The following is a 23,352-nucleotide window of genomic DNA, read 5'->3' as shown; positions in this document are numbered from 1 at the left end:
AAAAAGTTTTTATCCGCCAATAGTTATCATACTTCTGTTCTGAATAATCTCTGCCTGCAACTGCTCATAATCCTGCGTAAACTGCCCCCCCAGTTGTACTGCTTTGGTGGCAATAGATTGATGAATCAACGGTAAAACAGGTTGATTGAGTCGTAATGGTGTCAATAGATCCGTCTCATCTTTTGAGAAAAGACAATTTTTCATTTTACCATCGGCTGTGAGGCGTATTCTGTTACAGTCGCCACAAAAATGCGCACTCATGGTACTGATAACCGCAAAAGTGCCCTGATGACCAGGCACCATAAATTTTTTAGCCGTTTCATTTTTTTCAGGCTTTAAGGGTATAAAATCATATTGTTCCGCCACTACAGCCAATATTTCTTCCATGGTAAATACTTTATTGCTTGTCCATCGGTTACCCGTAAATGGCATAAATTCAATAAAGCGAACATGAACAGGTGTATTTTTTGTCCAGGCAATAAAATCAACAATTTCAGCATCGTTTACATCCCGCATCACTACCATATTTACTTTTACATGGAAGCCCTGTTCAATCATCAGTTGAATATTTTGCTGGACAATGGCAAAATGGTCTCTTTTGGTAAGCAACTGAAACTTATCGGCCTGTAAAGTATCCAGACTGATATTCACCGATTGTACACGACTCTCTTTCAGTACATCCACAAAATCGTGTAATCGTGTACCATTCGTTGTAAGGGTAAGGGTAACCGGCAATTGGGCCAATCTTCGTATAATTTCTTTGGCATCTTTTCTTACCAGGGGTTCTCCACCGGTGAGCCGGATTTTAGTGATACCCTGATCTACAAACAACCTGGCGAGTGTTTCAATTTCAGCCGGCTGCATCAATTGCTCTGCAGTAGCGAAATCGTACTCATCTTCCGGCATACAATAGAAGCAGCGAAGGTTGCAGTTATCCGTTAATGATATGCGTAAATAATTATGTACCCTATGATGCTTGTCTACAATCATGTAATCTTATTTAATCAAACGCTCATAATCCTCTTCGGTATCAATATCAATATTTCCCTGCGGAAAGTTAACCAATCCTACCCTATGGCTTTCTTTATTTATCAGCACCCGCGCTCCTTTATCGCCACGGAGCTCCATTAATTCCGGGAATATTTCTTTATGAAACAAAACCGGCGTTCCGATGGTGTCTGCATAGGTACAGGCAATAACAGGTTTCTTATTCTCTTTATAATGATCTATCATTTCCTGTAATAAATCCGTTGAAACATAGGGTTGATCACAAACCATGATAATAACCGTTTCCACTGATGGAAAATCAGTTTGCAAGGTTTTGATACCGATTCGGATAGAACTTGCCATTCCTTCCGTCCATTCGGGATTCGGCACCACTATCATATTTTCTGACAATTGCCTGTCTGCATCCTCTCCCACTACCACTACAACAGGCCCCGCATTCAATGCCATGGCTGTGCCAATAATGCGGTTTAATAAAGTCTGGTTATGAAATAAAAGCTGTTGCTTGGGCCTGCCCAGTCTCCGGGAAGCTCCCGCAGCCAATATCAGCAATGCTGTTTCTGCTGGTTTCATACGATTCAGACTGATGATGTTGCAGGGTTTTTAATCAACAGGTCTGCGCGACTGTGAATGGCCTCTTCTTTTGTGCGTAATGCTGCAGCAGTTGCAGCACTTAATTTCGCTTGTATTTCTGCGATAATAGATACCGCAATTTCTTCCGCTGTTTCCGCACCAATATCCAATCCTACCGGCCCATGAATGGCTTCTTTCTGTTCTTCAGTCAATAGCAAACCCTCATCCGCCAGTTCTTTTATCATCATTTTCATTTTTTTATGCGGCCCCAATATGCCGATATAGCGAATGTTTTTGTTGAGCAGGGTTCTTAGTATACCAAGATCATAATTATAATTGTGCGACATCAATACAAAAACTGTCCGACTGTCAATGTTCACATGGTCAAGCACTTCTGCAGCTTTAGCGTGGAATACCTGGCAGGAAGGCATCGGAAATCTTTCTTTGCTGGCATACATCGGTCTTCCATCGATAACGGTTGTTTGCCAGCCTACTATTTCAGCCATTTGCGCCAGGGGAATTACATCATTACCCGCACCAACAATAACCAATGATACAGGTGGTTGAATGTATTCTGTGAACGCTATCCATTCTGCTTCTTGATGTGATAATTTACAGAAGCTGGATTTTTGCTGCGTCAGTACAAGTGCCAGTTCTTTTCTTACCATTACATCCTCTGCAAAAGGCATTACTCCATATTCACTCCCTTCTTCTGTCAGTAAAAAACAAGATCCATATTGAACCGATCTTTTATCCTGCATGGAAAACAGGGTAATCAATGCTGATGGTTGTCTGGATGCTGTAGCCTTACTTAATAAATCAATAATAGCTTTACCCTCTTCTCCCTGCAAGGGTTCTATGAGCACCTGAATAACGCCCTGACAACCAAGCCCCATTCCAAATTTGGCATCATCATCGTCTGCAGTGTCATAGGTAACCAACATGGTTTTACCGGATAATATTACGTGTAAGGCTTTCCGGAAAGCGTCTCCTTCCAGACAGCCTCCGCTGATAGAACCGGTTAATTGGGCATCTTCTGTAATCAGCATTCTGGCACCGGGTCTTCTGTAGGAGGAACCTTCTACATGTACAACCGTTGCCAATGCCGTTTTTTTTCCGGCTGCTGAGGCTGCATGATATGCCTGTATGATTGCAAGAATTTCGTGCATGATAATTTAAATAACCAGCTCAACTTATTTACGCTGGGCCTTCACCATGGCGGGTGTAATGGGTCCGGGAATTTTATTGCCCCAACTGTTCTTTATGTAATTTAACACATCTGCTATCTGTTCATCCGTCAGGTATTCCTGTGCCGGCATGGCACCCAGGTATTTTTTCCCATTCACAGTAAGACTGGATGTGGAACCTTTCAGTATAACACTGATCAAATCTTTGGCAGGTCTTTTCATATAATCGGCTTTTACCAAAGGCGGATTTACTTCCGGCATTCCATTCCCGTCTTCCATATGACAGTTCTGACAATAGAGACCATATACTTCTTTACCCCTTGCGATACTTTTTTGTACATCACTCTGTATAAAGCTGCTGGTAATGATGACGATGAAAACAATTGTACTAACTGTAAATATCTTTTTTTTCATACTTATAAATTATCAAACATAAACAGATCAAACCTTTGCCAGATCAAATGGTAATTTTCTGATCCGCTTACCAGTTAAATCAAAAATGGCATTTGTCAATGCAGGCGTAAATGGTGGCAGGCCAGGCTCTCCCACGCCACCGGCATCTTCATTATTATCCATAATATGTACTTCTATCGGTGGAATCTCGTTGATTCGCGGCATCCGGTAAGTGGTGAAATTTTTCTCAACGGCCAATCCGTCTTTGAAGTGAATTTCATGATTGGTGGCTGCACCCAATGCCATAATAATAGAACCCTCCACCTGCGCACGTACCGTATCGGCATTCACATACCAACCACAATCTATAACGGCCCATACCTTATCTATCTTAATTTTTCCGGTGGCATCTTTGGATACTTTCACTACCTGTGCTACAGTACTACTGAAACACTCAGTAATGGCAACGCCATATCCCTGCTTGGGTTTTCTGGCTTTCCATCCCGATAATTCTTCCACTTTTTCCAATAGCTTCTGACAGCGTTCGTTCTTCAGGTATTGCTTTCTGAAAGCCAATGGGTCTTTACCCGCAGCAACAGCCAATTCGTCCATAAAGCTCTCATATGCAAAGCCATTGGTAGATGCATATACAGAACGCCACCACATAATGGGTACCGGTGTTTCAAATGGAATATCTGAGAAACTGATGTTTTTAATATTATCAAAATAATGTGGTTGAAAGCCTTCGAGAACACTATCGTTGGGCACATCTTTTTTACTACCCATCCAATGCCCGATATTCTGTCCACACATCCTGAATTTAACCGCGGTGATTTCACCGTTATTTACTGCTCCTTCTGCCCGGTAGCTTACACCTGGGCGGAATGGCCCCTGTGTCATATCGTCTTCACGTGTCCAGATAACCTGAACAGGCGCTCCTGCTTCTTTTGAGATTAAACAGGCTTCATGCGTATAATCCAGGAATGCTTTTCGTCCAAAGCCCCCTCCAAGAAATGTCATATTCACCTGCACATTTTCTTTTTTAATACCCATTTTCTGGCTGATGTCGCCCTGTACCCAATCAGGTGCCTGAATAGGGCCCCATATTTCAATGGAATCTCCTTTATGATGTGCCACACAATTCAATGGCTCCATACAGGCATGCGCCTGATATGGCGTTTCATAGATTACATCCAGTTTATTTTTCTGCTGTGCCAATACCGGATCAGGATCACCTTGTTTTTTAGCAGACAACCCATCTTTGGATTGCAGTTCGGCCTTCATTTTTTTATAGATCTCTTCCGTACTTACATATTCAAAGCCTGTATCATCCCATACTACCTTCAAGGCTTTTCGTCCCTGCATGGCTGCCCAGGTTGAGTCTGCTACTACAGCCACACCTTCCCTGTCGGTACTGAATACCTTCATAGTTACCTTGAATACTTTTTTCACACCGGGTACTTTAAGTGCGGCACTATCATCATATGATTTTACTTTACCCCTTAAACGCGGATTGCGTTCTACCATTGCGTAAAGCATGCCGGGTATTTTTTTATCAATACCAAAAACAGCTGTACCATTTGTTTTCAAAGGTGTATCCTGACGGGGAAGCGGCTTACGGATCAATTTATAGTCGGCTACTTTTTTGAGTTGCACATTTTTAGGTGCTTCGAGTTTTGAAGCATCTACCACCAATTCTCCGTAATGCATTTTCTTTCCGGATGAGCGATGGATAACATGTCCGGCTTCAGCAAAACATTCTGCAGTGGACACGCTCCATTTGGCAGCAGCTGCTGTGATCAGCATGTCGCGTGCACTGGCACTAAGCTTCAATAAGTTTTTATAAGAACCACGTACAGTTGAGCTGCCGCCGGTTACCTGGCTGCCATATTTAACCGTATCGCCTTTACCGAAGATGATATTGACTTCGTTTAAATTCACTTCCAATTCTTCTGCAATCATTTGCGGAATAGCCTGATAGGCGCCCTGACCCATTTCAGCCCGGTGGCATACTATGGTCACTTTTCCGTTGGTATCGATATGTATCCATGAGTTGAGCGAAACACCATAGTTTTCTGCATCCTCTCCTTTGATGATCGTAGAGGCTTTTGATTCACCGGAAAAATAAAAACCCAGTGTAAGCGCTGTGGCTGATAGTCCGGTTGCTCTGATGAATTTTCTTCTTGAGATATCTTTTGGTTCCATAATGGAGATCATTGTTGTGGTTAAAAATGGCAGGCACTACCCTTTGACAGACATTTTTTTAGATGCTTTTTTGATGGCCTCTCTGATTCTCGGATAGGTTCCGCATCTGCAAATATGCCCCTGCATAGCCGCATCAATATCAGCATCTGTAGGCGATGTTTTCTTCTGCAGCAAGGCTACGGCAGCCATGATCTGGCCCGACTGACAATAACCACACTGCGGCACCTGCTCTTCAATCCATGCTGCCTGCACTGGATGTGAATTGTTATCTGAGAGCCCTTCAATGGTGGTGATTTTTTTGATACCTATCGCTGCTACCGGCAACTGACAGGATCTGACGGGTACACCATCAAGATGGACGGTGCAGGCACCACAGGCTGCAACACCGCATCCGTATTTAGTACCGGTAAGCTCGAGGTGATCACGCAGTACCCATAAAACAGGGGTAGCCGGATCAACGTCTACTTGTTTTTCCTTTCCGTTCACATGTAGTTTAAAAGTAGCCATGATGATATAATTTAGCAGATTCAGGATAATTTTTCAGAACAGATAATAAGACAGAAAGTTCCGATTTTTTTTCCATTTTCAACGACCTGCAGCAAATAAACATACACTTACCTTTCTTACATCGTCATATCTTATCCCTAAAACATCATTTCCTTATGAAAACAACAGATACCATCAGTTTTTACCGTAAAAAACCGAAGACCTTCTTATCTACCTTTCTGCTGGTTTCAGGGTTATTTTCTCAAATAAACCTACTGCAGGCACAAGAGCAGAAACAGATGGTTCGTTTAGCAAAAATCAAGGTCGATCCTGTACAATTATACGCCTATAACAAGGCCCTGCTCACACAAATGAAAACAGCTATAGCTAAAGAGCCCGGAGTTGTAACCTATTATGCTGTAGCTGATAAAAAAGATCCTTCCAGCATTACCATATTAGAAATCTATGCTGATACAAGTGCTTATCAAAAACACATTCTGACATCCCATTTCAAAAAATACAAAGACACCGTAAAAGATATGGTAACATCACTTGAACTGATGGATGTAACCATGATTGGATTTGCAAAAAAACCTAATCATTAATTTCCCCAGCACACATATAATCTGAAGAAAATTCACCGCAGAGAAGCCGGGTACGCAGAGATTAGCAGCAGTGTCATGGTTATAAAATAAACAATGCCGGAACTAAAAGTCCGGCATTGTTAAACTATTCCTTCAAATCAGACATCAGAAATCAGACATCAGAAATCTGAGATCTGCCATCTGACATTTTCTATATATCAATCGCTTCCCCATAAGCCGCTGCTGTTGCCTCTTTGAGCCCTTCGCTCATGGTTGGGTGCGGGTGTACGGCATTGAGGATTTCATGCGCGGTGGTTTCAAGCTTACGGGCCACAACCGCTTCTGCAATCATTTCAGTTACATTGTAACCGATCATATGACAGCCCAGGAACTCCCCATATTTGGCATCGTAAATTACTTTTACAAAACCTTCTGTTGCGCCTGCCGCACTGGCTTTACCACTGGCCACAAACGGGAACTTACCTACTTTAATTTCATAGCCTGCTTCTTTTGCAGCTTTCTCGGTATAACCCACACTTGAAATTTCAGGTATGCAATAGGTACAGCCCGGGATATTGTTATAATCAATGGCTTCGGGTAAATGATGGTGTTTCTTCTCCAGATACGCCATATGTTCCGCAGCGTTAATACCTTCTTTGGCGGCTACGTGTGCCAATGCCTGACCAGGAGAACAGTCTCCGATGGCATAGATACCGGCAACCGATGTTTGCTGGAACTTATCAACGATAATTTTTCCTTTTTCGGTTTTGATACCATTCTCTTCCAGTCCGATATTTTCAATATTGGCTACCACACCTACAGCACTCAATACCACTTCTGCTTCGAGTGTAACGGTGGTACCATCCTGTTTTTTCACCAGTGCCTTAACTCCTGTACCGCTTGTATCGAGCGATTCTACAGATGCATTGGTCATGATTTCAATACCTTGTTTTTTGTATTGTTTTTCCAGTTCTTTTGAGATATCCTCATCTTCCACCGGAACAATACGTGGCATAAATTCAACGATGGTTACTTTGGTTCCCATGCTGTTGTATACATAGGCAAACTCAACACCTATGGCACCACTACCCACGATAATCATGCTCTTGGGCTGCTCTGGTAATACCATCGCTTCGCGGTAACCGATTACTTTTTTACCATCCTGTTTCAGGTTCGGCAATTCACGGCTGCGGCCACCGGTTGCAATCACAATATATTTAGCTTCCACCACCTGCTTTGAGCCATCGGCTGCGGTTACTTCTACTTTTCCTTTAGACTGTACTTTTCCATACCCCATAATCACATCAATCTTGTTCTTCTTCATTAGGAACTGTACACCTTTACTCATCTTATCTGCCACCCCACGACTACGCTTGATCACACCTCCGAAATCGTGTGTACCTGTTGCGTTGATACCATAGCTGGTACTGTGTTTAATATATTCATACACCTGGGCACTTTTTAACAGTGCCTTGGTTGGAATACAACCCCAGTTCAGACAGATACCACCAAGGCTCTCTTTTTCAATGATTGCCACTTTAAAGCCAAGCTGTGAAGCACGAATAGCCGCCGGATAACCTCCGGGACCACTACCAATTACGATTACGTCGTATGCCATATAATTTATTGATGATTAGAAGAATTGCGGCCTCAGCCGTTGCGGATGCGAAAATACTGAAAAATGTGAATGGTGAATGGTGAATTGTGAATGGACGGAGTGAGTAGTGAGTAGTCAGTAGTGAGTAAGGAATCTAACTTAATACCTAGTACCCAGTACCAAGCACCTAGTACCTCACCCCTCAAAAAACACCCTCACGGTCTGGTAGAACCAGCTGGTATCTACGGAAGGGGTTTTCTGCAGTTGTTCGTTAAAGCCCTGCAAGCCGAAAAGTCCGGCCATATTTCCATTTCGAAGGGCTATTTCAAGATAACCGGCTGAATTGAACCAGGCCAGTTTTTCCGTTTCCGGTACAGATGCATAACTGGTGCTGATGGTTTCGATGACTTCATTCCGTTTAAATACGATTTTAAAGCCCCTACCTCTCCGATGTTCATTAAATTCCGCTTCTGTTATATTGATAACCACATTTTCAAACTGATCAATAAACAAAATCTGTCCCTCTATCCAATCGGGACCGATGGTTGGACGTAGCGGGTATTTTTCATCGATCGTATCAATTATCTGACCAATACTACTTAGCTGTCCGGTTTTTGAAACGGTATTCACAGCAACTGCCACAGCAGATGTGATTTGCAACAGGTTGTGAGCGTTACTTAAAGTAATAGATACTATCTCTTTAGGTTTTTCTCCTGTAATCATAGTTAGCAAGCCATTATCTGCACAGATGATATACTGGTGTTGATGTTTGGCCATCAGCAGGTATTTCAGGGGCGATTCATAGAGGTTTGCGATTACCACATGAAAAGTACCAGACGGATAATGTTTAAAGGCATTGGCACAGATATAGGATGCCTGTGGAAAATTGGTTTGCGGCAGGTAATGGGTAATATCACAAATATTCACTGTAGGATCCAGTTGCAGGAACTGTCCTTTGATAGCACCAACGAGAAAATCGCGTTGGCCTATATCAGTTGTCAACGTTACTATGGGCATGCCGCCTAATTAACGTCAGGATGTCATTCTTATTTCACCAACTCACCGTTTTTGAAGAAAAACTTGCGTACCAGCTTATCGGCAAGTGAGGGGAAGAAACGATTCAGCAAAACAGTTTCCTTACCGGTGAAAGTAAGTACGATGGTACGTTTTCTTTTTTCGATGGCTTTCAGAATATGTTGTGCGCATGCTTCCGAGCTCATCATTTTACCTTCATCCATCGGCGATTCGCCCTGCGATTGTCCGGCTTTGTTGAGTGCAGCATTGCGGATATTGGAACTGGTAAAACCCGGACAAACCCACATTACATTAACGCCTGAGTCCAGTAATTCGGTGCGCAATGCTTCGAGCCAGCCATGTACGGCAAATTTTGAAGCTGAGTAACCACTTCTGCCTGGTAGTCCGCGATACCCGGCAATGGACGATACACCCACAACGGTTCCTTTATTTTTAATGATATGCGGAAGGGCAAATTTAGTACAGCATACGGTTCCCCAGAAATTAATGTCCATAACTTTACGGATGGTATCCAGTTCCACATCTTCGACCAATGCACGCATCGATACCCCGGCATTATTAATGAGTATATCAATGGTACCAAATGATTTGATCACCTGATCTATAAATTGTTTACAGTCTTGCTCTTTACTCACATCTGCCGTATGAATAAGTAGTGGTTGCGTGCTATGTGTTGATTGCAACTGGTATAATTTATCATAATTCCTTCCACAGGTGGCTACTTTAGCGCCCTGTTGCAAAAAAGCTTCGACGAGTGCTTTACCGATACCATCTGAACCACCTGTTACGACTACTACTTTGTTAAGGAACTGCGACATGTTTAAAAGATTTGAATCACAAAAATACAGGATCGATCCACGAAATAAAAAAGGAGGCTGAAAACAGCCTCTTTTTGAAGTGATCCCGCTAGGACTCGAACCCAGGACCCTCCCGATAAAATCGGGATGCTCTCACCAATTGCAGAATCAGCATGGCAATTGGGCATAAAAAAAGGTTACCACTTCTGTAGTAACCTTTCTTTTGTGATCCCGCTGGGACTCGAACCCAGGACCCATACATTAAAAGTGTATTGCTCTACCAACTGAGCTACGGAATCTTACCCTTTAATCAACGATTTATATCGCTATATCTCGTTTTGGGAGTGCAAAAATAGGTGAAATAAAAATACCGCCAAATTTTTATGCTTCTTTTTTATACGATTTACTCACATTCAACTCATTATATGTGTACCAAAGCTTTCATTTTGTCCACATACTTCTCTTTGGAGATATATTTTCACAAGCCACGCTTTCCCTACATCTTGTATCTTAGATTTAAACAATATCTGCGTTAACGATTTTTTGATGAAGCATTGTAAGCATATCCATATCCTTTTTTTTGTATTGTTCACCACTTTTGGTTTTACCTGGGTAAAGGCTCAACAAAACAATGCCATCAAACCGAACCAACCTTTTAATCCCAACAATCCTCCTGCTACCGTTCTCTGTAGTTTCGATCAACTGATGTCTATACAAAGAAGCTCCAGCATGTTCCGTGTTCAGGAAATGAAAATGAATCATGATATTCAGATCAAAAAATCAAATACGATTGATACCATTATTACCTTACCTGTAGTATTTCACATTATCAATCAAAATCCTTACAGTATTTCTGATGCCACTATTCAGAACGCCATTAAGGACCTGAATGATGCTTTTGGAAAAACAGGCGCCTATGTGGGCAGTACAGGTGCAGATACAAAAATTCGTTTTTGTCTGGCGCAGAAAGCCCCTGACGGCGGCATCACCAATGGTATTAATCGGGTGGTATCAACTTATGGTGATAATCTGAACATGTATACGGAAGATGACCGCCTGAAAAGACTGGCCCAGTGGGATCCGCAACGTTATATCAATGTATGGTTGGTGAATAATATCATTGGAGAAATCAGTGCCGAATTTTCCTGCGATACCTGGACCCGGCTGAATGCGGGTGGATATGCTACGATGCCTCCGGGTGGCGGTGTTTCAGACGGCATTGTCATCACAGGTTTCGGCACTTTATTTGCCCATGAAATGGGGCATTATCTTGGACTATACCATACGTTTGAAGGTTCCTGCACCAATAACAATTGTGAAACAGAGGGCGACAGGGTTTGCGATACCCCACCCGATGGCTTCCCTTTTAATCCCAATGCATGCAGCAGCCCTAGTGGCGTTAATTCCTGCAGTACAGATACGCTATCGAATTATTCCAATGGGTTTTTCCCCAGAGATACTACTGACTTCGGACTAAACTTTATGGATTATGGGAACAGTGGCTGCGCCAATCAGTTTACACTTGGTCAGGCACTGCGTATGCGTGCTGCGATCAATACACAGCGAACCGGATTACTGGAATACAAATGCAATAAACCCTGCAGTGATAATATAGCAGCAAGTTTTACCAGAAATATCAGTGTTCCCAAAACAGGTGATCTTATCAGTTTTACCAATACTTCTACCGGTGCAAGTTCCTATCAATGGTTCATAGACAATGTGCCAGTAGCCACTACAACTGATTTCACCTATACATTTACTACACAGGGTAAATTTATTGTTACACTGAAAGCTTTTAATGGAGGCACCTGTTTTGCTTCTTACCGCGATGAAGTAATTGTTGGATGTGGTGTGATTGCCCGCTTTTACAGCGATAAAAAAAGTATTGCATCAAAAGCCGGCATTTTACTGGATAGTATTCTGTTTACCAATCAATCCCTTAATGCCACCACTTACAAGTGGCTGATGCGAAATGATAATAACCAGAACGAGCAGGAAGTATCTTCTGCTACCAACCTGCGTTATGTTTTTCAGGAATCAGTAGCTCATTATGTGAGACTGGTTGCTACCAATGGCTCCTGTTCGGATACTACGAACGTATTGGGCATCAATGTACTGGACCCCACTTCAGAAGCTTATTTATTTGTGAGCAGGGCAAATTGTTTTCAGGAAACCAAAGTACGTTTAGAATTCATTATCTGTAACAGTGGTTTTAAACCCATTGCTCCCAAAACCCCGGTTAGCTTTTATGATCGCAACCCCACTTTACCGGGTGCCAAAAAAATCGATACTACTTTTATTGTTCCCGATAGTATCAAAGGCAGGTGCTGTGGTGTTTACTATACGCATATCCTCGATATAGGTTACCGACAAATTGATAGTCTATACGCCGTAGTGGGCGATACCGGCACTTCGCTGCCTATCAGCTTACCCAATACCTTATTGAAAGAATTGAATTATACCAATAATGTTTTGCGTGTAAACAATATCCGCTTCAGAGCAGTGGTATCGCCAATTGACACAACCATGGAACCAAAGGATACCTTATTTATCCGTGGAGGTACTTTCCCTGATCCCAGCTTTACTTCAACCTATACCTGGAGCGATGCCAAACAGTTGAATTGTACCACCTGCCCCTCTCCTTATTTAGTAGCAGATTCTACACGAACCAAGCGACTCGCAGTGAGAAGCCAGTACCAATGCTTTGATACGACTTTTATAACCATCAAAGTACCGCCTGTAAATGATTACACGGTTATAATGAACAATGCCAACTGTTTATCGAAAGATAGTCTATCTGTAAACTTTACCATCACCAACAGTTACCGAAAAGGCGTATTACCTAAAAACCTGCAGGTTAGTTTTTACAAAGGCAACCCGCTTACCGATACAGCTGTTATACTGGGACCTGTCTTTATACTTCCTGATACTTTATTTGCACAATCGCAAACCTTCACCCGATCCATCAAACATATTGGTACAGGCACCATTTATGCTTCAGTAAATGATAATGGCAACCATATCCGGATCATACCTGCCAACAGATCTTTTGAAGAAAAAGATTCCTCCAACAATATCGGCATTTATAATTACCAACCACCTGCGACTACTGTAAATATTACCATCTGTGCCAATAACAGTTATATGGGCTATAATACCACAGGTACTTATACAGATGTATTTACCGGTGTAAGCAGTTGCGATAGTGTACGCATTCTCAACCTGACGGTGAACCCTGTTAAATTTACCAGCCGACAACTGGCAATTTGCAGAGGCGACTCTGTTTTATTGGCTGGTGCATGGCAAAAAAACAGAGGTACTTATACCGATTCTTTGAAAACCTATCTGGGTTGCGATTCTGTAGTGGTTACTGATTTATTTATGATTGATACCCCTTATCAGTTTCTGCCAAAAGATACCGTTATCTGTAGTACCGGCACGCTGATGATTGATTTGCCCAGTTATACCAATTATAACTGGAGTGATGGAAGTACACAAAATCCACATGGCTTGTCGCAACCCGGCACCTATACTTTAGAAGTACGCGACAGAAATGGTTGTTATGGAACCGATCAGATAACGATTACCCATACTTTTTGTGTTGAAATCATGGTGCCCAATGCATTTACACCCAATGGTGATGGAAAGAATGATGTATTTCAGGCCATGGTTCCGGTTCCCTTACCGGGTTACCGGATGCAGATTTGGAACCGGTGGGGTATGCTGGTATTTGAATCCACAACAATCGCCAAAGGATGGGATGGCACATTGGCCGGACAGGCACAACCCCCAGGCACTTATGTTTATAAGATTACTTACAAAACAGCTACCGGACAGGAAAAGCAACAAGCCGGTACTTTGGTACTACTCAGATAAATACCCAAAAAAATTATTTATTCGTTCTGAAATCAAGGTTCTGTAAATAGGCTACCCGTAAGGCATTGATATTTCGGTACTGGTTTCCGGCAGCCGTTTGTATAAAAGTATTCAGGTAGCCAAACTGAAGGTTATTATTGGCATCAAAAGCATAGTTGAAACCCAAAAAAAGCCGGTTCTGATCGAAATAATTGTTCACAATCTCTTTTCCGAAATTAATATGCAGTTCATCATTAAATAGCGCCGATAGTTTCTTGGGAATCAGTCCGGCCGGATGCAAGGGTACCTGGTAAAGAATATTATACCGAACCCTGAAATTAAAAGCATAGCTATCAGACAGTGTATTATTATTCAAATAACGCTTTCTGTATCTTTCCTCAAGACGTATATACTGCATAAGTCTGGTTCGTTTATTCTTTGTAAACCATTGTACCTGCTGCCATGGCCTGTGCTCGGGCTGTGATATGGTAATATTATCATTGGCAGGATAATGATTAATGAAACCATAGCCCAGCGTAAGCCTTACATTATCGTCCACGAAATAAGTAAGTCCTACCCTTGCGATACCCGTTGAAAGATCAACCACCAGATCTTCTCTTGTACGTAGTTGAAAATCGCCCCAAAGCCCCCATTTATTACTGAGCCGGGTCTGGTTAAAATAAGCCAGCCATACCTGCGATGCATGCGATGTATTCTTAGGCTGCGCCCATGCAAATCCATTGCCCAACAGAAAAACAACCAGTACCAGCAAATATTTCCGCTTCATGAAAACTTATTATAGCTATGAGATGAAATGTGTGATGCTAAAATTATCTTATTGCTTAAGCATTTCCAATGCCTTCAATACTGTTTTATCCGTTTTATTCTGTACTTCATAATAACCCTGTGTGCGCCATATCTGGCGGGCCATCATCAATTGCACGTTTTGCAATAAAAAGTTCTTGTCTTTTCCTGAGGCACTTGCCAGCCTGATACTGTCTTTTGCAGCAAAAGATACCAGTTGCTGCCATTCAGCTTCGCCGGGCGAAAATTCCTTATACAACTGTTCAGGTGTTTTGTAGGTCCTGAATTTTGATAATTGATTCAGGTATAAACGATATACAAAATTGTTCATCGTGTTCTTGTAATACATGGCAGTGAGTGTGGAATCAAGCTTTGTGGTATCATAGGCCACAAATACATCCGGTGTAATACCGCCACCGCCGTACACCATTCTACCACCAGGTGTTTTATAAGATTTACCTACCGGTTTTACAGTATCGGCTTTTACCAGTTCACCATTGTGAAAACGGCTCACCAGTTCTTCTTCATACTTTGCCTTACCATTGCTGTATGGTTTCTGGATATTTCTGCCCAACGGAGTAAAATACCTGGCAATGGTTAAACGTACAGCACTACCATCAGAGAGTTGAAACTGTTGTTGTACCAAACCCTTACCAAAAGAACGGCGGCCAATGATGGTGGCCCTGTCCCAATCCTGCAAAGCTCCACTCAGCACTTCACTGGCAGAAGCGGAAGTTTCATCTACCAATACCACCAACTTACCTTTTTCGAATAAGCCGTCGCGCTTGCAGCGGTATTCCATCTTTGGCATATGTTCGCCCTCGGTATAAACAATCAGTTTATCGCCATCGAGAAATTCATCCGCTATATCAGTCGCTTCTTTTAACAATCCTCCACCGTTTCCTCTGAGGTCAAGAATCAATTCTTTCATGCCCTGGGCCTGCAATTTTTCAAGCTGCTGCATAAACTCTTCATAGGTAGGTTCCCCAAAACGATTAATGCGGATAAATCCTTTCCCGGGTTCAATCATGTAAGAAACATCCACGGTTGGAACAGGGATGGTGCCTCGCTGAATCATCACTTTCTTCTCTTCCCCACCCCTCAGTAAGGTAACCTGTACTTTAGAGTCGGCAGGACCGCGCAGCAAAGACCTCACCCTGTCGGGTTTTATTTTCACACCAGCAATCGTTATACTATCATCTACTTTTATAAACCTGTCTCCTACCTGTATCCCCGCTTTTTCCGAAGGGCCTCCCTTCATTACCGTAACCACATTCACTGTATCACTGAATAATTGAAATTCCACACCGATCCCCTGAAAATTGCCCATCAGTTCTTCATTCACTTCCATCAGGTCCCTGGCTGGAATATAAACAGAGTGCGGATCTAGTTTCGACAATAATTCATCTGCAGCCACCTGTGTAAGGCTGTCTACCTGAACAGGATCCACATATTTACTCCTGATCAGTTCCACCAGTTCCTGTAAGGCGCTTCTTTTATTGATACTGAGAAAACGGCTACCCTGTGTTTTATCTCTCAACTGGTAGCCTATCACCATACCCAATACCATTACCAATGCAAAAAGAAGGGGCAACCAAACCTTTAACTTATTATTTCCCATTGTGCAAATATCTGAATTTCGGCATGAAGTTCTTTTTTTGTTCAGGATGAATGGCTAACAGGCATTAGTAATAGAATGATTCGATAAAAGGGACTGTTTTCTCATTAAAATTTTCGTACTTCGTGACTTCTTGTATTTTCCGGTCTCAAATTGATTCTATGCCTGTAAGATTAATCGCTGATAGTGGTGCCACAAAATGTGAATGGTGTGTATTGGATAATGGTAAAAAAGCGAAAACCATTATTACGCAGGGCATCAGCCCTTATTTTCTTACAGGTGCACAGATTCTGGAACTGCTGGAAAAAGAACTCCTGCCCAAACTCAGGAAATTTCAGGTCAAGGAGGTATTTTTTTACGGAACCGGTCTTGCCAACCCCAAAAATGTAACGGTGGTTAAGTCGGTGCTTAAAAAACTTTTCCCCGGCGCTAAAACGGAGGTACAGAACGACCTGCTTGCCGCAGCCCGTGCACTTTGTGGCAAGGGCAAAGGTGTTGCCTGCATTTTAGGCACTGGTGCCAACTCCTGTTTTTTCAACGGTAAAAAGATGGTAAAAAACAGTCCGGGTCTTGGTTATGTACTCGGCGATGAAGGTAGTGGCGCTTATCTTGGAAAAAAAGTGATCCAATATTATCTATACAACACTTACGATGAAGAACTGAAAGCACGTTTTGAAAAAAGGTTCCAGACCACACCGATGGAAATACTGGAAAACGTGTACAAAAAACCATTGGCCAACAGGTATCTCGCTTCTTTCGCCATTTTTCTGGCGGAGAACCGTGGGCATTATATGATTGAAAATATTATTGAGGACGGACTCAATGATTTCTTCTTTACCCATTTATATAAATACCGGGAAAGCTGGACACACCCCATTCATTTTGTTGGCAGCATCGCATTTGGTTTCAAAGATGTATTAAAGGACCTTTGTAATACGTATGAACTGGAACTGGGCAGGGTACTGAAAGCACCTATGCAGGGACTAATTGAATATCACCGCTAAAAAAGCATTATGGCTGAGTTTATTAAAGTAACGGAACAACCTTCCACTTACAGGCACCTGGAAAAAATGTCGATCCAGGATCTGCTGCTGAATATTAACAACGAAGATAAAATGGTACCGGCTGCTGTGGAGAAAGCTATTCCTCAGATTGAAAAACTGGTAGCTGCCATCGCCGATAAAATGCTCGCAGGTGGCCGTCTTTTTTATATTGGCGCAGGTACCAGTGGTCGTCTGGGTATTGTAGATGCCAGTGAATGTCCGCCAAGTTTTGGTGTACCCTATGGATTGGTGATCGGTTTGATTGCCGGTGGCGATAAAGCCATTACCCAGGCCGTTGAATTTGCAGAAGACAGTACCGAACAGGGCTGGGCCGATTTACAAAGACATTTTGTAAGCGATAAAGATGTTGTGGTAGGTCTTGCAGCCAGTGGTACCACACCCTATGTCATCAGTGCCTTAAAAGAATGTCGCAAACAGGGCATCATCACCGGAAGCATCAGTTGCAACCCCCATAGCCCCGTTTCAAGAGAAGCCGATTTTCCTGTTGAAGTGGTAGTAGGCCCCGAATTTGTTACGGGCAGTACCCGTATGAAAAGCGGTACCGCACAGAAACTGGTACTAAACATGATCTCTACTTCTGTTATGATTCAGTTAGGTCGTGTAGAAGACAATAAAATGGTGAACATGCAACTGAGCAATGTAAAACTCGTTGACAGAGGCGTGAAAATGGTAATGGATAAACTCAAGATCACAGAATACGAAGTAGCTAAAGACCTGTTACTCAAACATGGCAGCGTAAAAAAAGCCGTGGAAGCAGCGGGATAGAGAACAGAGGAATATGGAATAAGGAATAGGAAATAAGAAAGTTTGATCTGGAGGTATTATTGATTTTTTCTTTCTCCTTGCCTTTCTTATTCCTTATTTCAAATTTCTTACTTCCCACGGCGGGCTGGAGAACAGAGGAATATGAAATGTGGAATATGAAATAAGAAAGTTTGATTCGCCAGACTTATTGAACTTTTTCCTTTCTCCTTACCTTTTTTATTCCTTATTTCTTATTCCATATTTCTTATTTCATATTTTCTATGCACGATATAGAACCTTTTTATAATTGGCGGCACATATATATTTCTGAAGAAGACCCGCGCTCTCCTTTTTATGGCCGTACCTACAGTGAGTTTGAATTTTCGCAAACAGTTTACAATTATTACATTCACCCGCAATGGGACGATTTCGGCAGCCGTACACTTTACCTCAAGGTCATTTATGTTGACTACGAACTGAACTTTGCCGTAATTGAAATGATCGGTGAATGGAACGATGCCATTGAAAACGATATAATGGAACTCAAGCGTGAAGTGATGGATATGTTTTATAAACAAGGCATTACCAAATACATTCTCATCGCAGAAAATGTAATGAATTTTCACAGCAGTGATAAAGAATATTATCAGGAATGGTATGAAGAACTAAGCGAAGAAAATGGCTGGGCAGTAGCACTGAATATGAGTGATGCCGCTCAATATGATTTCAGGAAGAAAAAACTCCATTACTATATTGAACTGATGGAGCTGCCTGAATGGCGAACCTACAAACCCTATCATCTTTTTAAAAAGATAGATGATATCATACAAAACAGGATAGGCATGTGACAGAAAGAGATCATTATGATGTTCTCCCTGCTCCTCCTACAACGTCAATCATACGATCCTGTATATCTTCTTAATCCTGCCCATCCAAGTTCAGGTTGTGCTTATGTAAGGTTTCTTTGGCCAGTTCATATCCTGCATCTGCATGTCTGATAACACCCATACCCGGATCATTGCGTAATACGCGTGACAGTCTTTGTGCAGCCGCTTCCGTTCCATCGGCAACAATTACCATACCGGCATGAATACTGTACCCCATACCTACACCGCCACCATGGTGTAAGCTAACCCAACTGGCACCACCGGCAGTGTTAACCAGTGCATTGAGAATGGGCCAGTCGGCAACAGCATCACTCCCATCGAGCATGGCTTCTGTTTCTCTGTTGGGCGAGGCCACCGAGCCGGTATCTAAATGGTCACGACCAATAACGATGGGTGCTTTTACTTTTCCGGTTCTCACCAGTTCATTAAATGCCAGTCCGGCTTTTTCACGTTCACCCTGTCCGAGCCAGCAGATACGTGCCGGCAAACCCTGAAAGGCAATTCTTTCCTTCGCCATTTTCATCCAGCGTAACATCGATTTGTTTTCCGGGAAGAGTTGCATAATGAGCTCATCTGTTACGGCAATATCAGCAGGATCACCACTCAATGCTGCCCATCTGAAAGGCCCTTTCCCCTCACAGAAAAGTGGTCGTATATATGCCGGAACAAAGCCGGGGAAATCAAAGGCATTTTTCAGTCCATGTTCCTGCGCCCTTGCACGAAGATTATTGCCATAATCAAACGTAATGGCACCGGACTGCTGCAAGGCCAGCATCAGTTCTACATGCCGTTTCATACTGTCATAAGCCAATCCGATATAGGCATCCGGATCTTTTTGCCTGAGCGCATTGGCTGCATGGTTATCCAGTGTATGTGGTATATAACCAATTAAAGGGTCGTGTGCCGAGGTCTGATCGGTCAATACATCCACCTGAATATTTCTCTCTATCAATCTTTCCAGCAGCTGTACGGCATTCGACAAAACGCCGATACTGAGTCTTTCTCCATTTTGTTTGGCCGCAACGGCCCTGTCGATAGCTTCATCAATATCCGTGAATTTCAGATCCAGGTATTTTGTTTCCAGTCTTTTATCGATGCGCCACTCTTCTACTTCTGCACAAAGTGCCACACCGTCGCACATGGTAATGGCCAATGGTTGTGCGCCACCCATACCACCTAGTCCGGCCGTAACACTCAATGTGCCTTTTAAAGAGCCGTTGAAATGTTTATCGGCAACGGCTGCAAATGTTTCGTAAGTACCCTGAACAATACCCTGCGAACCAATATAAATCCAGGAGCCGGCTGTCATCTGTCCATACATCATCAGTCCCTTTTGTTCCAGTTCGGTAAAATGTTTCCAGTTGGCCCAGTTGGGAACCAGTTGGGAATTAGATAACAAAACCCGGGGCGCATCTGTATGCGTTTTCAGTATACCAACAGGCTTTCCGCTCTGTATGAGCAGGGTTTCATCATTCTCCAGCTTTTTGAGTGATTGAATAATCAGATCCAGACTTTCGATGTTGCGGGCAGCTTTTCCCCTTCCTCCATATACAATCAGGTCTTCCGGTCTTTCTGCCACCGCTGGATCCAGGTTGTTCAGCAACATACGCAAAGCAGCTTCCTGTATCCATCCCTTACAGTTTAATACTGTACCAACAGGTGTTTTATATTTCGCAAAATCGTAGGTCTTTGTGGCAGACATAGCAAACAATTTTAGGGCGGGAAAGTACAGAAATAATGTTTGATTTTTTGATTCTTTGAATTCCTGATCCTGGTTCTTTACAATAATCAAGCTTTAATAAATCAGAAAATCAAAGATCAAAAAATCAAAGATCCCTCTCTTTGCTTATATTTGAGTAAAACGAATTATATGGGATTACCTGTAAATAACAAGAAAGCCGGAAAAGCGGGTGCTGCGGGTTCAAAAAATGCTGCACAGGCTTCTAAATTCATCAGCAAACCCGGCACCAAAGCCGTAGGTGTTGCCAAAAAACCCATTAAAACCGGGGGATCGAGAGGCAGTTGAGGAACATGTCTGATGTCTGATCGCTGATGTCTGATTTGTAAAAATATATATCCTACATCAGCGATCAGACATCAGCCATCAATAAATCAGGTCCTCATACGCTGCTCTCAGTTCATTTAGCGCATGGTTATCTCCTGCTGCCTTGGCAGCTTCCATGCCTTTTTCATACCATTGAATAGCCAGATCTGTTTGCTGTAATTGCTCCAGTAATTTGGCCAGGTGGTAATAAGAACCTACATAGTCGGGCGAATCGGTAAGTACCGCTTCAAACAGGCTTCTCGCTTCTTCCAGTTTCCCTGTTTTTATATATTCCAATGCCAGTGCATGCCGCAGAAAATTATCCTTCGGGTTCTGTTCCAGGAATGCCAGTATACGGGTGATTCGCTCCATGGCACAAAGATAACGCCTTGGTGTTGTGAATCGTGAATGGTCAATGGTGAATAGCATATGGCTTATAGGTTATAGCCTATGGAAAGAGCCCGGTTTACAGTCCTCACTATTAGCCATAACCTATCCGCTATCAGCTATCCGCCATTAGCCATAACCCATACGCGCCATTCACAATTCACCATTGACCATTCACCCTCTGCTATATGCTCGCTAAAAATTTCCACTGTTAAAAAATTTATCCGAACCTTTGCCGGAAACAAAAGCTTCCTATATTTGTTAAATAGTTGCATAGACAACTAATTGTCGCATCAAAACCTACTATTACATATGAAAATTCTGGTTTGTGTAAGTAAGACGCCCGACACTACATCCAAAATTGCTTTCACCGATGGTAACAGCAAATTCGATGAAAATGGTGTTCAGTGGATCATCAATCCTTATGATGAATGGTATTCATTGGTAAGGGCCATTGAGTTAAAAGAAAAAGATCCTGCTACTACTGTTCACCTGGTAACGGTGGGTGGTGCAGATGCAGAGCCGATTATCCGTAAGGCATTGGCATTAGGTGGTGATGAAGCCATTCGTGTAAATGCAGATGGCAGCGACAGTTATTTTATTGCTTCGCAGATTGCCGCTATTGCGAAAGATGGTTATGATCTTGTGTTTACCGGTAAAGAAACCATTGATTACAATGGTTCCTCGATTGGTGCCATGGTTGCCGAATTATTAGATGTACCCTATATTTCACTGGCTACTAAATTCGAACTGAATGGCACTACTGCCACTGTTACCCGTGAAATTGAAGGTGGTGAAGAAGTAGCAGAACTGGCATTACCAGCTGTAGTAAGCTGCCAGAAAGGTGTTGCCGAACAGCGCATACCCAATATGCGTGGTATTATGGCCGCACGTACCAAACCATTGAAAGTAGTGGAGCCTGCTGCCACAGATACCCTTACCTCTATTGTAAGTTTTGAATTACCACCGGCCAAAGCAGGTGTGAAACTGGTAAGTCCTGATAACGTAGGTGAACTGGTAAGATTGTTACACGAAGAAGCCAAAGCAATCTGATAAGCATTGCATTCAACCATCTTAAAAAAGAAAAGAAATGTCTGTTTTAATATTTGTAGATCATTCTGAGGGCCATATCAAAAAAGCCTCTTTTGAAGCGCTTACCTATGGTGCTAAAATTGCCGAACAAACAGGTACTACTGCCGAAGCACTGGTACTGGGCACCGTAAGCGACGACCTTGCAGCACTGGGTAAATACGGCGTGAAAAAAGTACACCAGGTAAACAATGAAAGCCTGAACCACCTCGATGCACAGGTATATGCCAAAGTGATTGCAGAAGCCGCTACCGCAAGTGGTGCTACTGTAGTGGTGATTTCTCATACCCAGACAGGTAAGGCCATCGCGGGTCGTGTGGCTGTGCGTTTGAAAGCCGGACTCGTTGCCGGTGCCTGCGCCCTGCCCGATACCAGCAATGGTTTTGTGGTGAAGAAAACCGTTTTCTCAGGTAAGGCTTTTGCCAATGTAAGCATCAGCTCTCCTGTAAAAGTAATTTCCCTGAACCCTAACAGTTATACAACCATCGCCGGAGAAGGCACTGCGGAAGTTAGCCAGCTTTCTATTGCAGTAGATGCTCCTAAAGTAAAAGTAACAGCCGTAAATAAAGTAAGTGGAGAAATACCCTTAACCGAAGCGGAAATTGTAGTAAGTGGAGGCCGTGGTTTAAAAGGACCGGAAAACTGGGGTATCCTGCTCGATCTTGCGAAGGAACTGGGTGCTGCCACCGCCTGTAGCCGCCCCGTGGGTGATGCGCACTGGAGACCACATCATGAACACGTAGGACAAACAGGTGTACAGGTAGCGCCGAATTTATATATCGCGATCGGTATATCGGGTGCCATTCAGCACCTCGCCGGTGTGAACCGCAGTAAGATCATTGTGGTGATCAACAAAGATCCTGAAGCACCTTTCTTCAAAGCTGCGGATTATGGTATTGTGGGTGATGCGTTTGAAGTGGTACCGAAGTTGACGGAAGAAATAAAGAAGATGAAAGCGAAATAAATTCTGTCATATATGATTCGAAAAGGGCCAGCTA

The 23,352-nt window shown here is 42.8% G+C and carries 21 protein-coding genes and 2 tRNA genes; 8 read left to right on the top strand and 15 right to left on the bottom strand.

From position 1 onward, the window contains the following. Positions 1 to 9: 9 nt before the first annotated feature. Genes moaA through BC659_RS13380 form a run of 6 tightly spaced genes read right to left on the bottom strand, consistent with a single transcriptional unit; the run spans position 10 to position 5,870 of the window. Positions 10 to 990, bottom strand: coding sequence for a GTP 3',8-cyclase MoaA (moaA, locus tag BC659_RS13405; protein ID WP_133475307.1), 981 nt, complete (start codon positions 988 to 990; stop codon positions 10 to 12). 6 nt (positions 991 to 996) lie between these two features. After that, positions 997 to 1,578 (bottom strand): nucleotidyltransferase family protein, encoded by a 582-nt coding sequence (locus BC659_RS13400; protein ID WP_133475306.1) that lies wholly within the window; start codon positions 1,576 to 1,578, stop codon positions 997 to 999. Between the two features lie 5 nt (positions 1,579 to 1,583). After that, positions 1,584 to 2,747 (bottom strand): XdhC family protein, encoded by a 1,164-nt coding sequence (locus BC659_RS13395; RefSeq protein WP_133475305.1) that lies wholly within the window; start codon positions 2,745 to 2,747, stop codon positions 1,584 to 1,586. 24 nt (positions 2,748 to 2,771) lie between these two features. Continuing rightward, the gene (locus tag BC659_RS13390; protein WP_133475304.1) at positions 2,772 to 3,179 is read right to left on the bottom strand and encodes a c-type cytochrome; all 408 of its coding nucleotides are present in this window, start codon (positions 3,177 to 3,179) and stop codon (positions 2,772 to 2,774) included. 27 nt (positions 3,180 to 3,206) lie between these two features. Then, positions 3,207 to 5,363: a xanthine dehydrogenase family protein molybdopterin-binding subunit gene (locus tag BC659_RS13385; RefSeq protein WP_133475303.1), complete on the bottom strand. Its 2,157-nt coding sequence runs from the start codon at positions 5,361 to 5,363 to the stop codon at positions 3,207 to 3,209. 36 nt (positions 5,364 to 5,399) lie between these two features. Further along, complete coding sequence (locus BC659_RS13380; RefSeq protein ID WP_133475302.1) at positions 5,400 to 5,870, bottom strand: (2Fe-2S)-binding protein; 471 nt, start codon at positions 5,868 to 5,870, stop codon at positions 5,400 to 5,402. A gap of 155 nt (positions 5,871 to 6,025) precedes the next feature. Between BC659_RS13380 and BC659_RS13375 the strand changes: the two genes are divergently transcribed. Beyond that, positions 6,026 to 6,454 (top strand): putative quinol monooxygenase, encoded by a 429-nt coding sequence (locus BC659_RS13375; RefSeq protein ID WP_133475301.1) that lies wholly within the window; start codon positions 6,026 to 6,028, stop codon positions 6,452 to 6,454. 190 nt (positions 6,455 to 6,644) lie between these two features. Here the strand turns inward: BC659_RS13375 and lpdA are convergent, their stop codons facing one another. From lpdA to BC659_RS13350, 5 genes are all read right to left on the bottom strand, one after another. Beyond that, positions 6,645 to 8,051 (bottom strand): dihydrolipoyl dehydrogenase, encoded by a 1,407-nt coding sequence (gene lpdA / locus BC659_RS13370; protein ID WP_133475300.1) that lies wholly within the window; start codon positions 8,049 to 8,051, stop codon positions 6,645 to 6,647. A 174-nt stretch (positions 8,052 to 8,225) separates the two neighbouring features. Further along, the gene (locus tag BC659_RS13365; protein ID WP_133475299.1) at positions 8,226 to 9,047 is read right to left on the bottom strand and encodes an SAM hydrolase/SAM-dependent halogenase family protein; all 822 of its coding nucleotides are present in this window, start codon (positions 9,045 to 9,047) and stop codon (positions 8,226 to 8,228) included. A gap of 29 nt (positions 9,048 to 9,076) precedes the next feature. Continuing rightward, the gene (locus tag BC659_RS13360; protein WP_133475298.1) at positions 9,077 to 9,883 is read right to left on the bottom strand and encodes an SDR family oxidoreductase; all 807 of its coding nucleotides are present in this window, start codon (positions 9,881 to 9,883) and stop codon (positions 9,077 to 9,079) included. An 80-nt stretch (positions 9,884 to 9,963) separates the two neighbouring features. Next, positions 9,964 to 10,032, bottom strand: a tRNA-OTHER gene (locus tag BC659_RS13355). Positions 10,033 to 10,088: 56 nt separating this feature from the next. Beyond that, a tRNA-Lys gene (locus BC659_RS13350) sits at positions 10,089 to 10,161 on the bottom strand. Positions 10,162 to 10,408: 247 nt separating this feature from the next. Here BC659_RS13350 and BC659_RS13345 point away from each other — a divergent pair. Beyond that, entirely contained in the window at positions 10,409 to 13,738 is a 3,330-nt protein-coding gene (locus BC659_RS13345) for a T9SS type B sorting domain-containing protein (RefSeq protein WP_133475297.1), read from the top strand. Between the two features lie 13 nt (positions 13,739 to 13,751). Here the strand turns inward: BC659_RS13345 and BC659_RS13340 are convergent, their stop codons facing one another. Together BC659_RS13340 and BC659_RS13335 are read right to left on the bottom strand one after the other, a co-directional pair. Continuing rightward, a complete protein-coding gene (locus BC659_RS13340) occupies positions 13,752 to 14,504 on the bottom strand; it encodes a DUF2490 domain-containing protein (RefSeq protein ID WP_133475296.1) in 753 nt (250 codons plus the stop codon). Positions 14,505 to 14,552: 48 nt separating this feature from the next. Continuing rightward, positions 14,553 to 16,142 carry a S41 family peptidase gene (locus BC659_RS13335; protein ID WP_133475295.1) on the bottom strand — a complete coding sequence of 530 codons (1,590 nt, stop codon included), beginning with the start codon at positions 16,140 to 16,142 and terminating at the stop codon, positions 14,553 to 14,555. Positions 16,143 to 16,300: 158 nt separating this feature from the next. Here BC659_RS13335 and BC659_RS13330 point away from each other — a divergent pair, with 158 nt between their 5' ends. The 3 genes from BC659_RS13330 (at position 16,301) to BC659_RS13320 (ending at position 18,795) form a co-directional block, all read left to right on the top strand. Beyond that, positions 16,301 to 17,143 (top strand): N-acetylglucosamine kinase, encoded by an 843-nt coding sequence (locus BC659_RS13330; protein ID WP_133475294.1) that lies wholly within the window; start codon positions 16,301 to 16,303, stop codon positions 17,141 to 17,143. Positions 17,144 to 17,152: 9 nt separating this feature from the next. Beyond that, entirely contained in the window at positions 17,153 to 17,968 is an 816-nt protein-coding gene (murQ, locus tag BC659_RS13325) for an N-acetylmuramic acid 6-phosphate etherase (RefSeq protein ID WP_133475293.1), read from the top strand. A gap of 260 nt (positions 17,969 to 18,228) precedes the next feature. Beyond that, on the top strand, positions 18,229 to 18,795 hold the full coding sequence (locus BC659_RS13320; protein ID WP_133475292.1) for a hypothetical protein: 567 nt from the start codon (positions 18,229 to 18,231) through the stop codon (positions 18,793 to 18,795). Between the two features lie 70 nt (positions 18,796 to 18,865). On the opposite strand, the gene hutU is transcribed toward BC659_RS13320, so the two are convergent. Continuing rightward, positions 18,866 to 20,536: a urocanate hydratase gene (gene hutU, locus BC659_RS13315; RefSeq protein ID WP_133475291.1), complete on the bottom strand. Its 1,671-nt coding sequence runs from the start codon at positions 20,534 to 20,536 to the stop codon at positions 18,866 to 18,868. Positions 20,537 to 20,704: 168 nt separating this feature from the next. Here hutU and BC659_RS16880 point away from each other — a divergent pair, with 168 nt between their 5' ends. Further along, entirely contained in the window at positions 20,705 to 20,860 is a 156-nt protein-coding gene (locus tag BC659_RS16880) for a hypothetical protein (protein WP_162847435.1), read from the top strand. 78 nt (positions 20,861 to 20,938) lie between these two features. Here BC659_RS16880 and BC659_RS13310 read toward each other — a convergent pair whose 3' ends face one another. Continuing rightward, on the bottom strand, positions 20,939 to 21,250 hold the full coding sequence (locus BC659_RS13310; RefSeq protein WP_133475290.1) for a tetratricopeptide repeat protein: 312 nt from the start codon (positions 21,248 to 21,250) through the stop codon (positions 20,939 to 20,941). A gap of 327 nt (positions 21,251 to 21,577) precedes the next feature. Here BC659_RS13310 and BC659_RS13305 point away from each other — a divergent pair, with 327 nt between their 5' ends. Both BC659_RS13305 and BC659_RS13300 read left to right on the top strand, forming a co-directional pair. Continuing rightward, the gene (locus BC659_RS13305) at positions 21,578 to 22,318 is read left to right on the top strand and encodes an electron transfer flavoprotein subunit beta/FixA family protein (RefSeq protein ID WP_133475289.1); all 741 of its coding nucleotides are present in this window, start codon (positions 21,578 to 21,580) and stop codon (positions 22,316 to 22,318) included. 37 nt (positions 22,319 to 22,355) lie between these two features. Further along, positions 22,356 to 23,318, top strand: a complete 963-nt coding sequence (locus BC659_RS13300) for an electron transfer flavoprotein subunit alpha/FixB family protein (protein ID WP_133475288.1) — start codon at positions 22,356 to 22,358, stop codon at positions 23,316 to 23,318. The last annotated feature ends 34 nt before the right edge of the window (positions 23,319 to 23,352 follow it).

This window comes from Sediminibacterium goheungense (genome assembly GCF_004361915.1).
Lineage (GTDB): Bacteria > Bacteroidota > Bacteroidia > Chitinophagales > Chitinophagaceae > Sediminibacterium > Sediminibacterium goheungense.
This window is presented reverse-complemented; position numbering and strand designations above follow the sequence as displayed.

Bases quoted from the DNA above. Each gene is read 5' to 3' on its own strand.
- BC659_RS16880 (WP_162847435.1), top strand. From the start codon at position 20,705: ATGGGATTACCTGTAAATAACAAGAAAGCCGGAAAAGCGGGTGCTGCG.
- BC659_RS13400 (WP_133475306.1), bottom strand. From the start codon at position 1,578: ATGAAACCAGCAGAAACAGCATTGCTGATATTGGCTGCGGGAGCTTCC.
- BC659_RS13340 (WP_133475296.1), bottom strand. From the start codon at position 14,504: ATGAAGCGGAAATATTTGCTGGTACTGGTTGTTTTTCTGTTGGGCAAT.
- BC659_RS13310 (WP_133475290.1), bottom strand. From the start codon at position 21,250: ATGGAGCGAATCACCCGTATACTGGCATTCCTGGAACAGAACCCGAAG.
- BC659_RS13360 (WP_133475298.1), bottom strand. From the start codon at position 9,883: ATGTCGCAGTTCCTTAACAAAGTAGTAGTCGTAACAGGTGGTTCAGAT.
- hutU (WP_133475291.1), bottom strand. From the start codon at position 20,536: ATGTCTGCCACAAAGACCTACGATTTTGCGAAATATAAAACACCTGTT.
- BC659_RS13335 (WP_133475295.1), bottom strand. From the start codon at position 16,142: ATGGGAAATAATAAGTTAAAGGTTTGGTTGCCCCTTCTTTTTGCATTG.
- BC659_RS13390 (WP_133475304.1), bottom strand. From the start codon at position 3,179: ATGAAAAAAAAGATATTTACAGTTAGTACAATTGTTTTCATCGTCATC.
- moaA (WP_133475307.1), bottom strand. From the start codon at position 990: ATGATTGTAGACAAGCATCATAGGGTACATAATTATTTACGCATATCA.
- BC659_RS13305 (WP_133475289.1), top strand. From the start codon at position 21,578: ATGAAAATTCTGGTTTGTGTAAGTAAGACGCCCGACACTACATCCAAA.
- BC659_RS13380 (WP_133475302.1), bottom strand. From the start codon at position 5,870: ATGGCTACTTTTAAACTACATGTGAACGGAAAGGAAAAACAAGTAGAC.
- lpdA (WP_133475300.1), bottom strand. From the start codon at position 8,051: ATGGCATACGACGTAATCGTAATTGGTAGTGGTCCCGGAGGTTATCCG.
- BC659_RS13300 (WP_133475288.1), top strand. From the start codon at position 22,356: ATGTCTGTTTTAATATTTGTAGATCATTCTGAGGGCCATATCAAAAAA.
- BC659_RS13385 (WP_133475303.1), bottom strand. From the start codon at position 5,363: ATGGAACCAAAAGATATCTCAAGAAGAAAATTCATCAGAGCAACCGGA.
- BC659_RS13395 (WP_133475305.1), bottom strand. From the start codon at position 2,747: ATGCACGAAATTCTTGCAATCATACAGGCATATCATGCAGCCTCAGCA.
- BC659_RS13375 (WP_133475301.1), top strand. From the start codon at position 6,026: ATGAAAACAACAGATACCATCAGTTTTTACCGTAAAAAACCGAAGACC.
- BC659_RS13320 (WP_133475292.1), top strand. From the start codon at position 18,229: ATGCACGATATAGAACCTTTTTATAATTGGCGGCACATATATATTTCT.
- BC659_RS13330 (WP_133475294.1), top strand. From the start codon at position 16,301: ATGCCTGTAAGATTAATCGCTGATAGTGGTGCCACAAAATGTGAATGG.
- BC659_RS13345 (WP_133475297.1), top strand. From the start codon at position 10,409: ATGAAGCATTGTAAGCATATCCATATCCTTTTTTTTGTATTGTTCACC.
- BC659_RS13365 (WP_133475299.1), bottom strand. From the start codon at position 9,047: ATGCCCATAGTAACGTTGACAACTGATATAGGCCAACGCGATTTTCTC.
- murQ (WP_133475293.1), top strand. From the start codon at position 17,153: ATGGCTGAGTTTATTAAAGTAACGGAACAACCTTCCACTTACAGGCAC.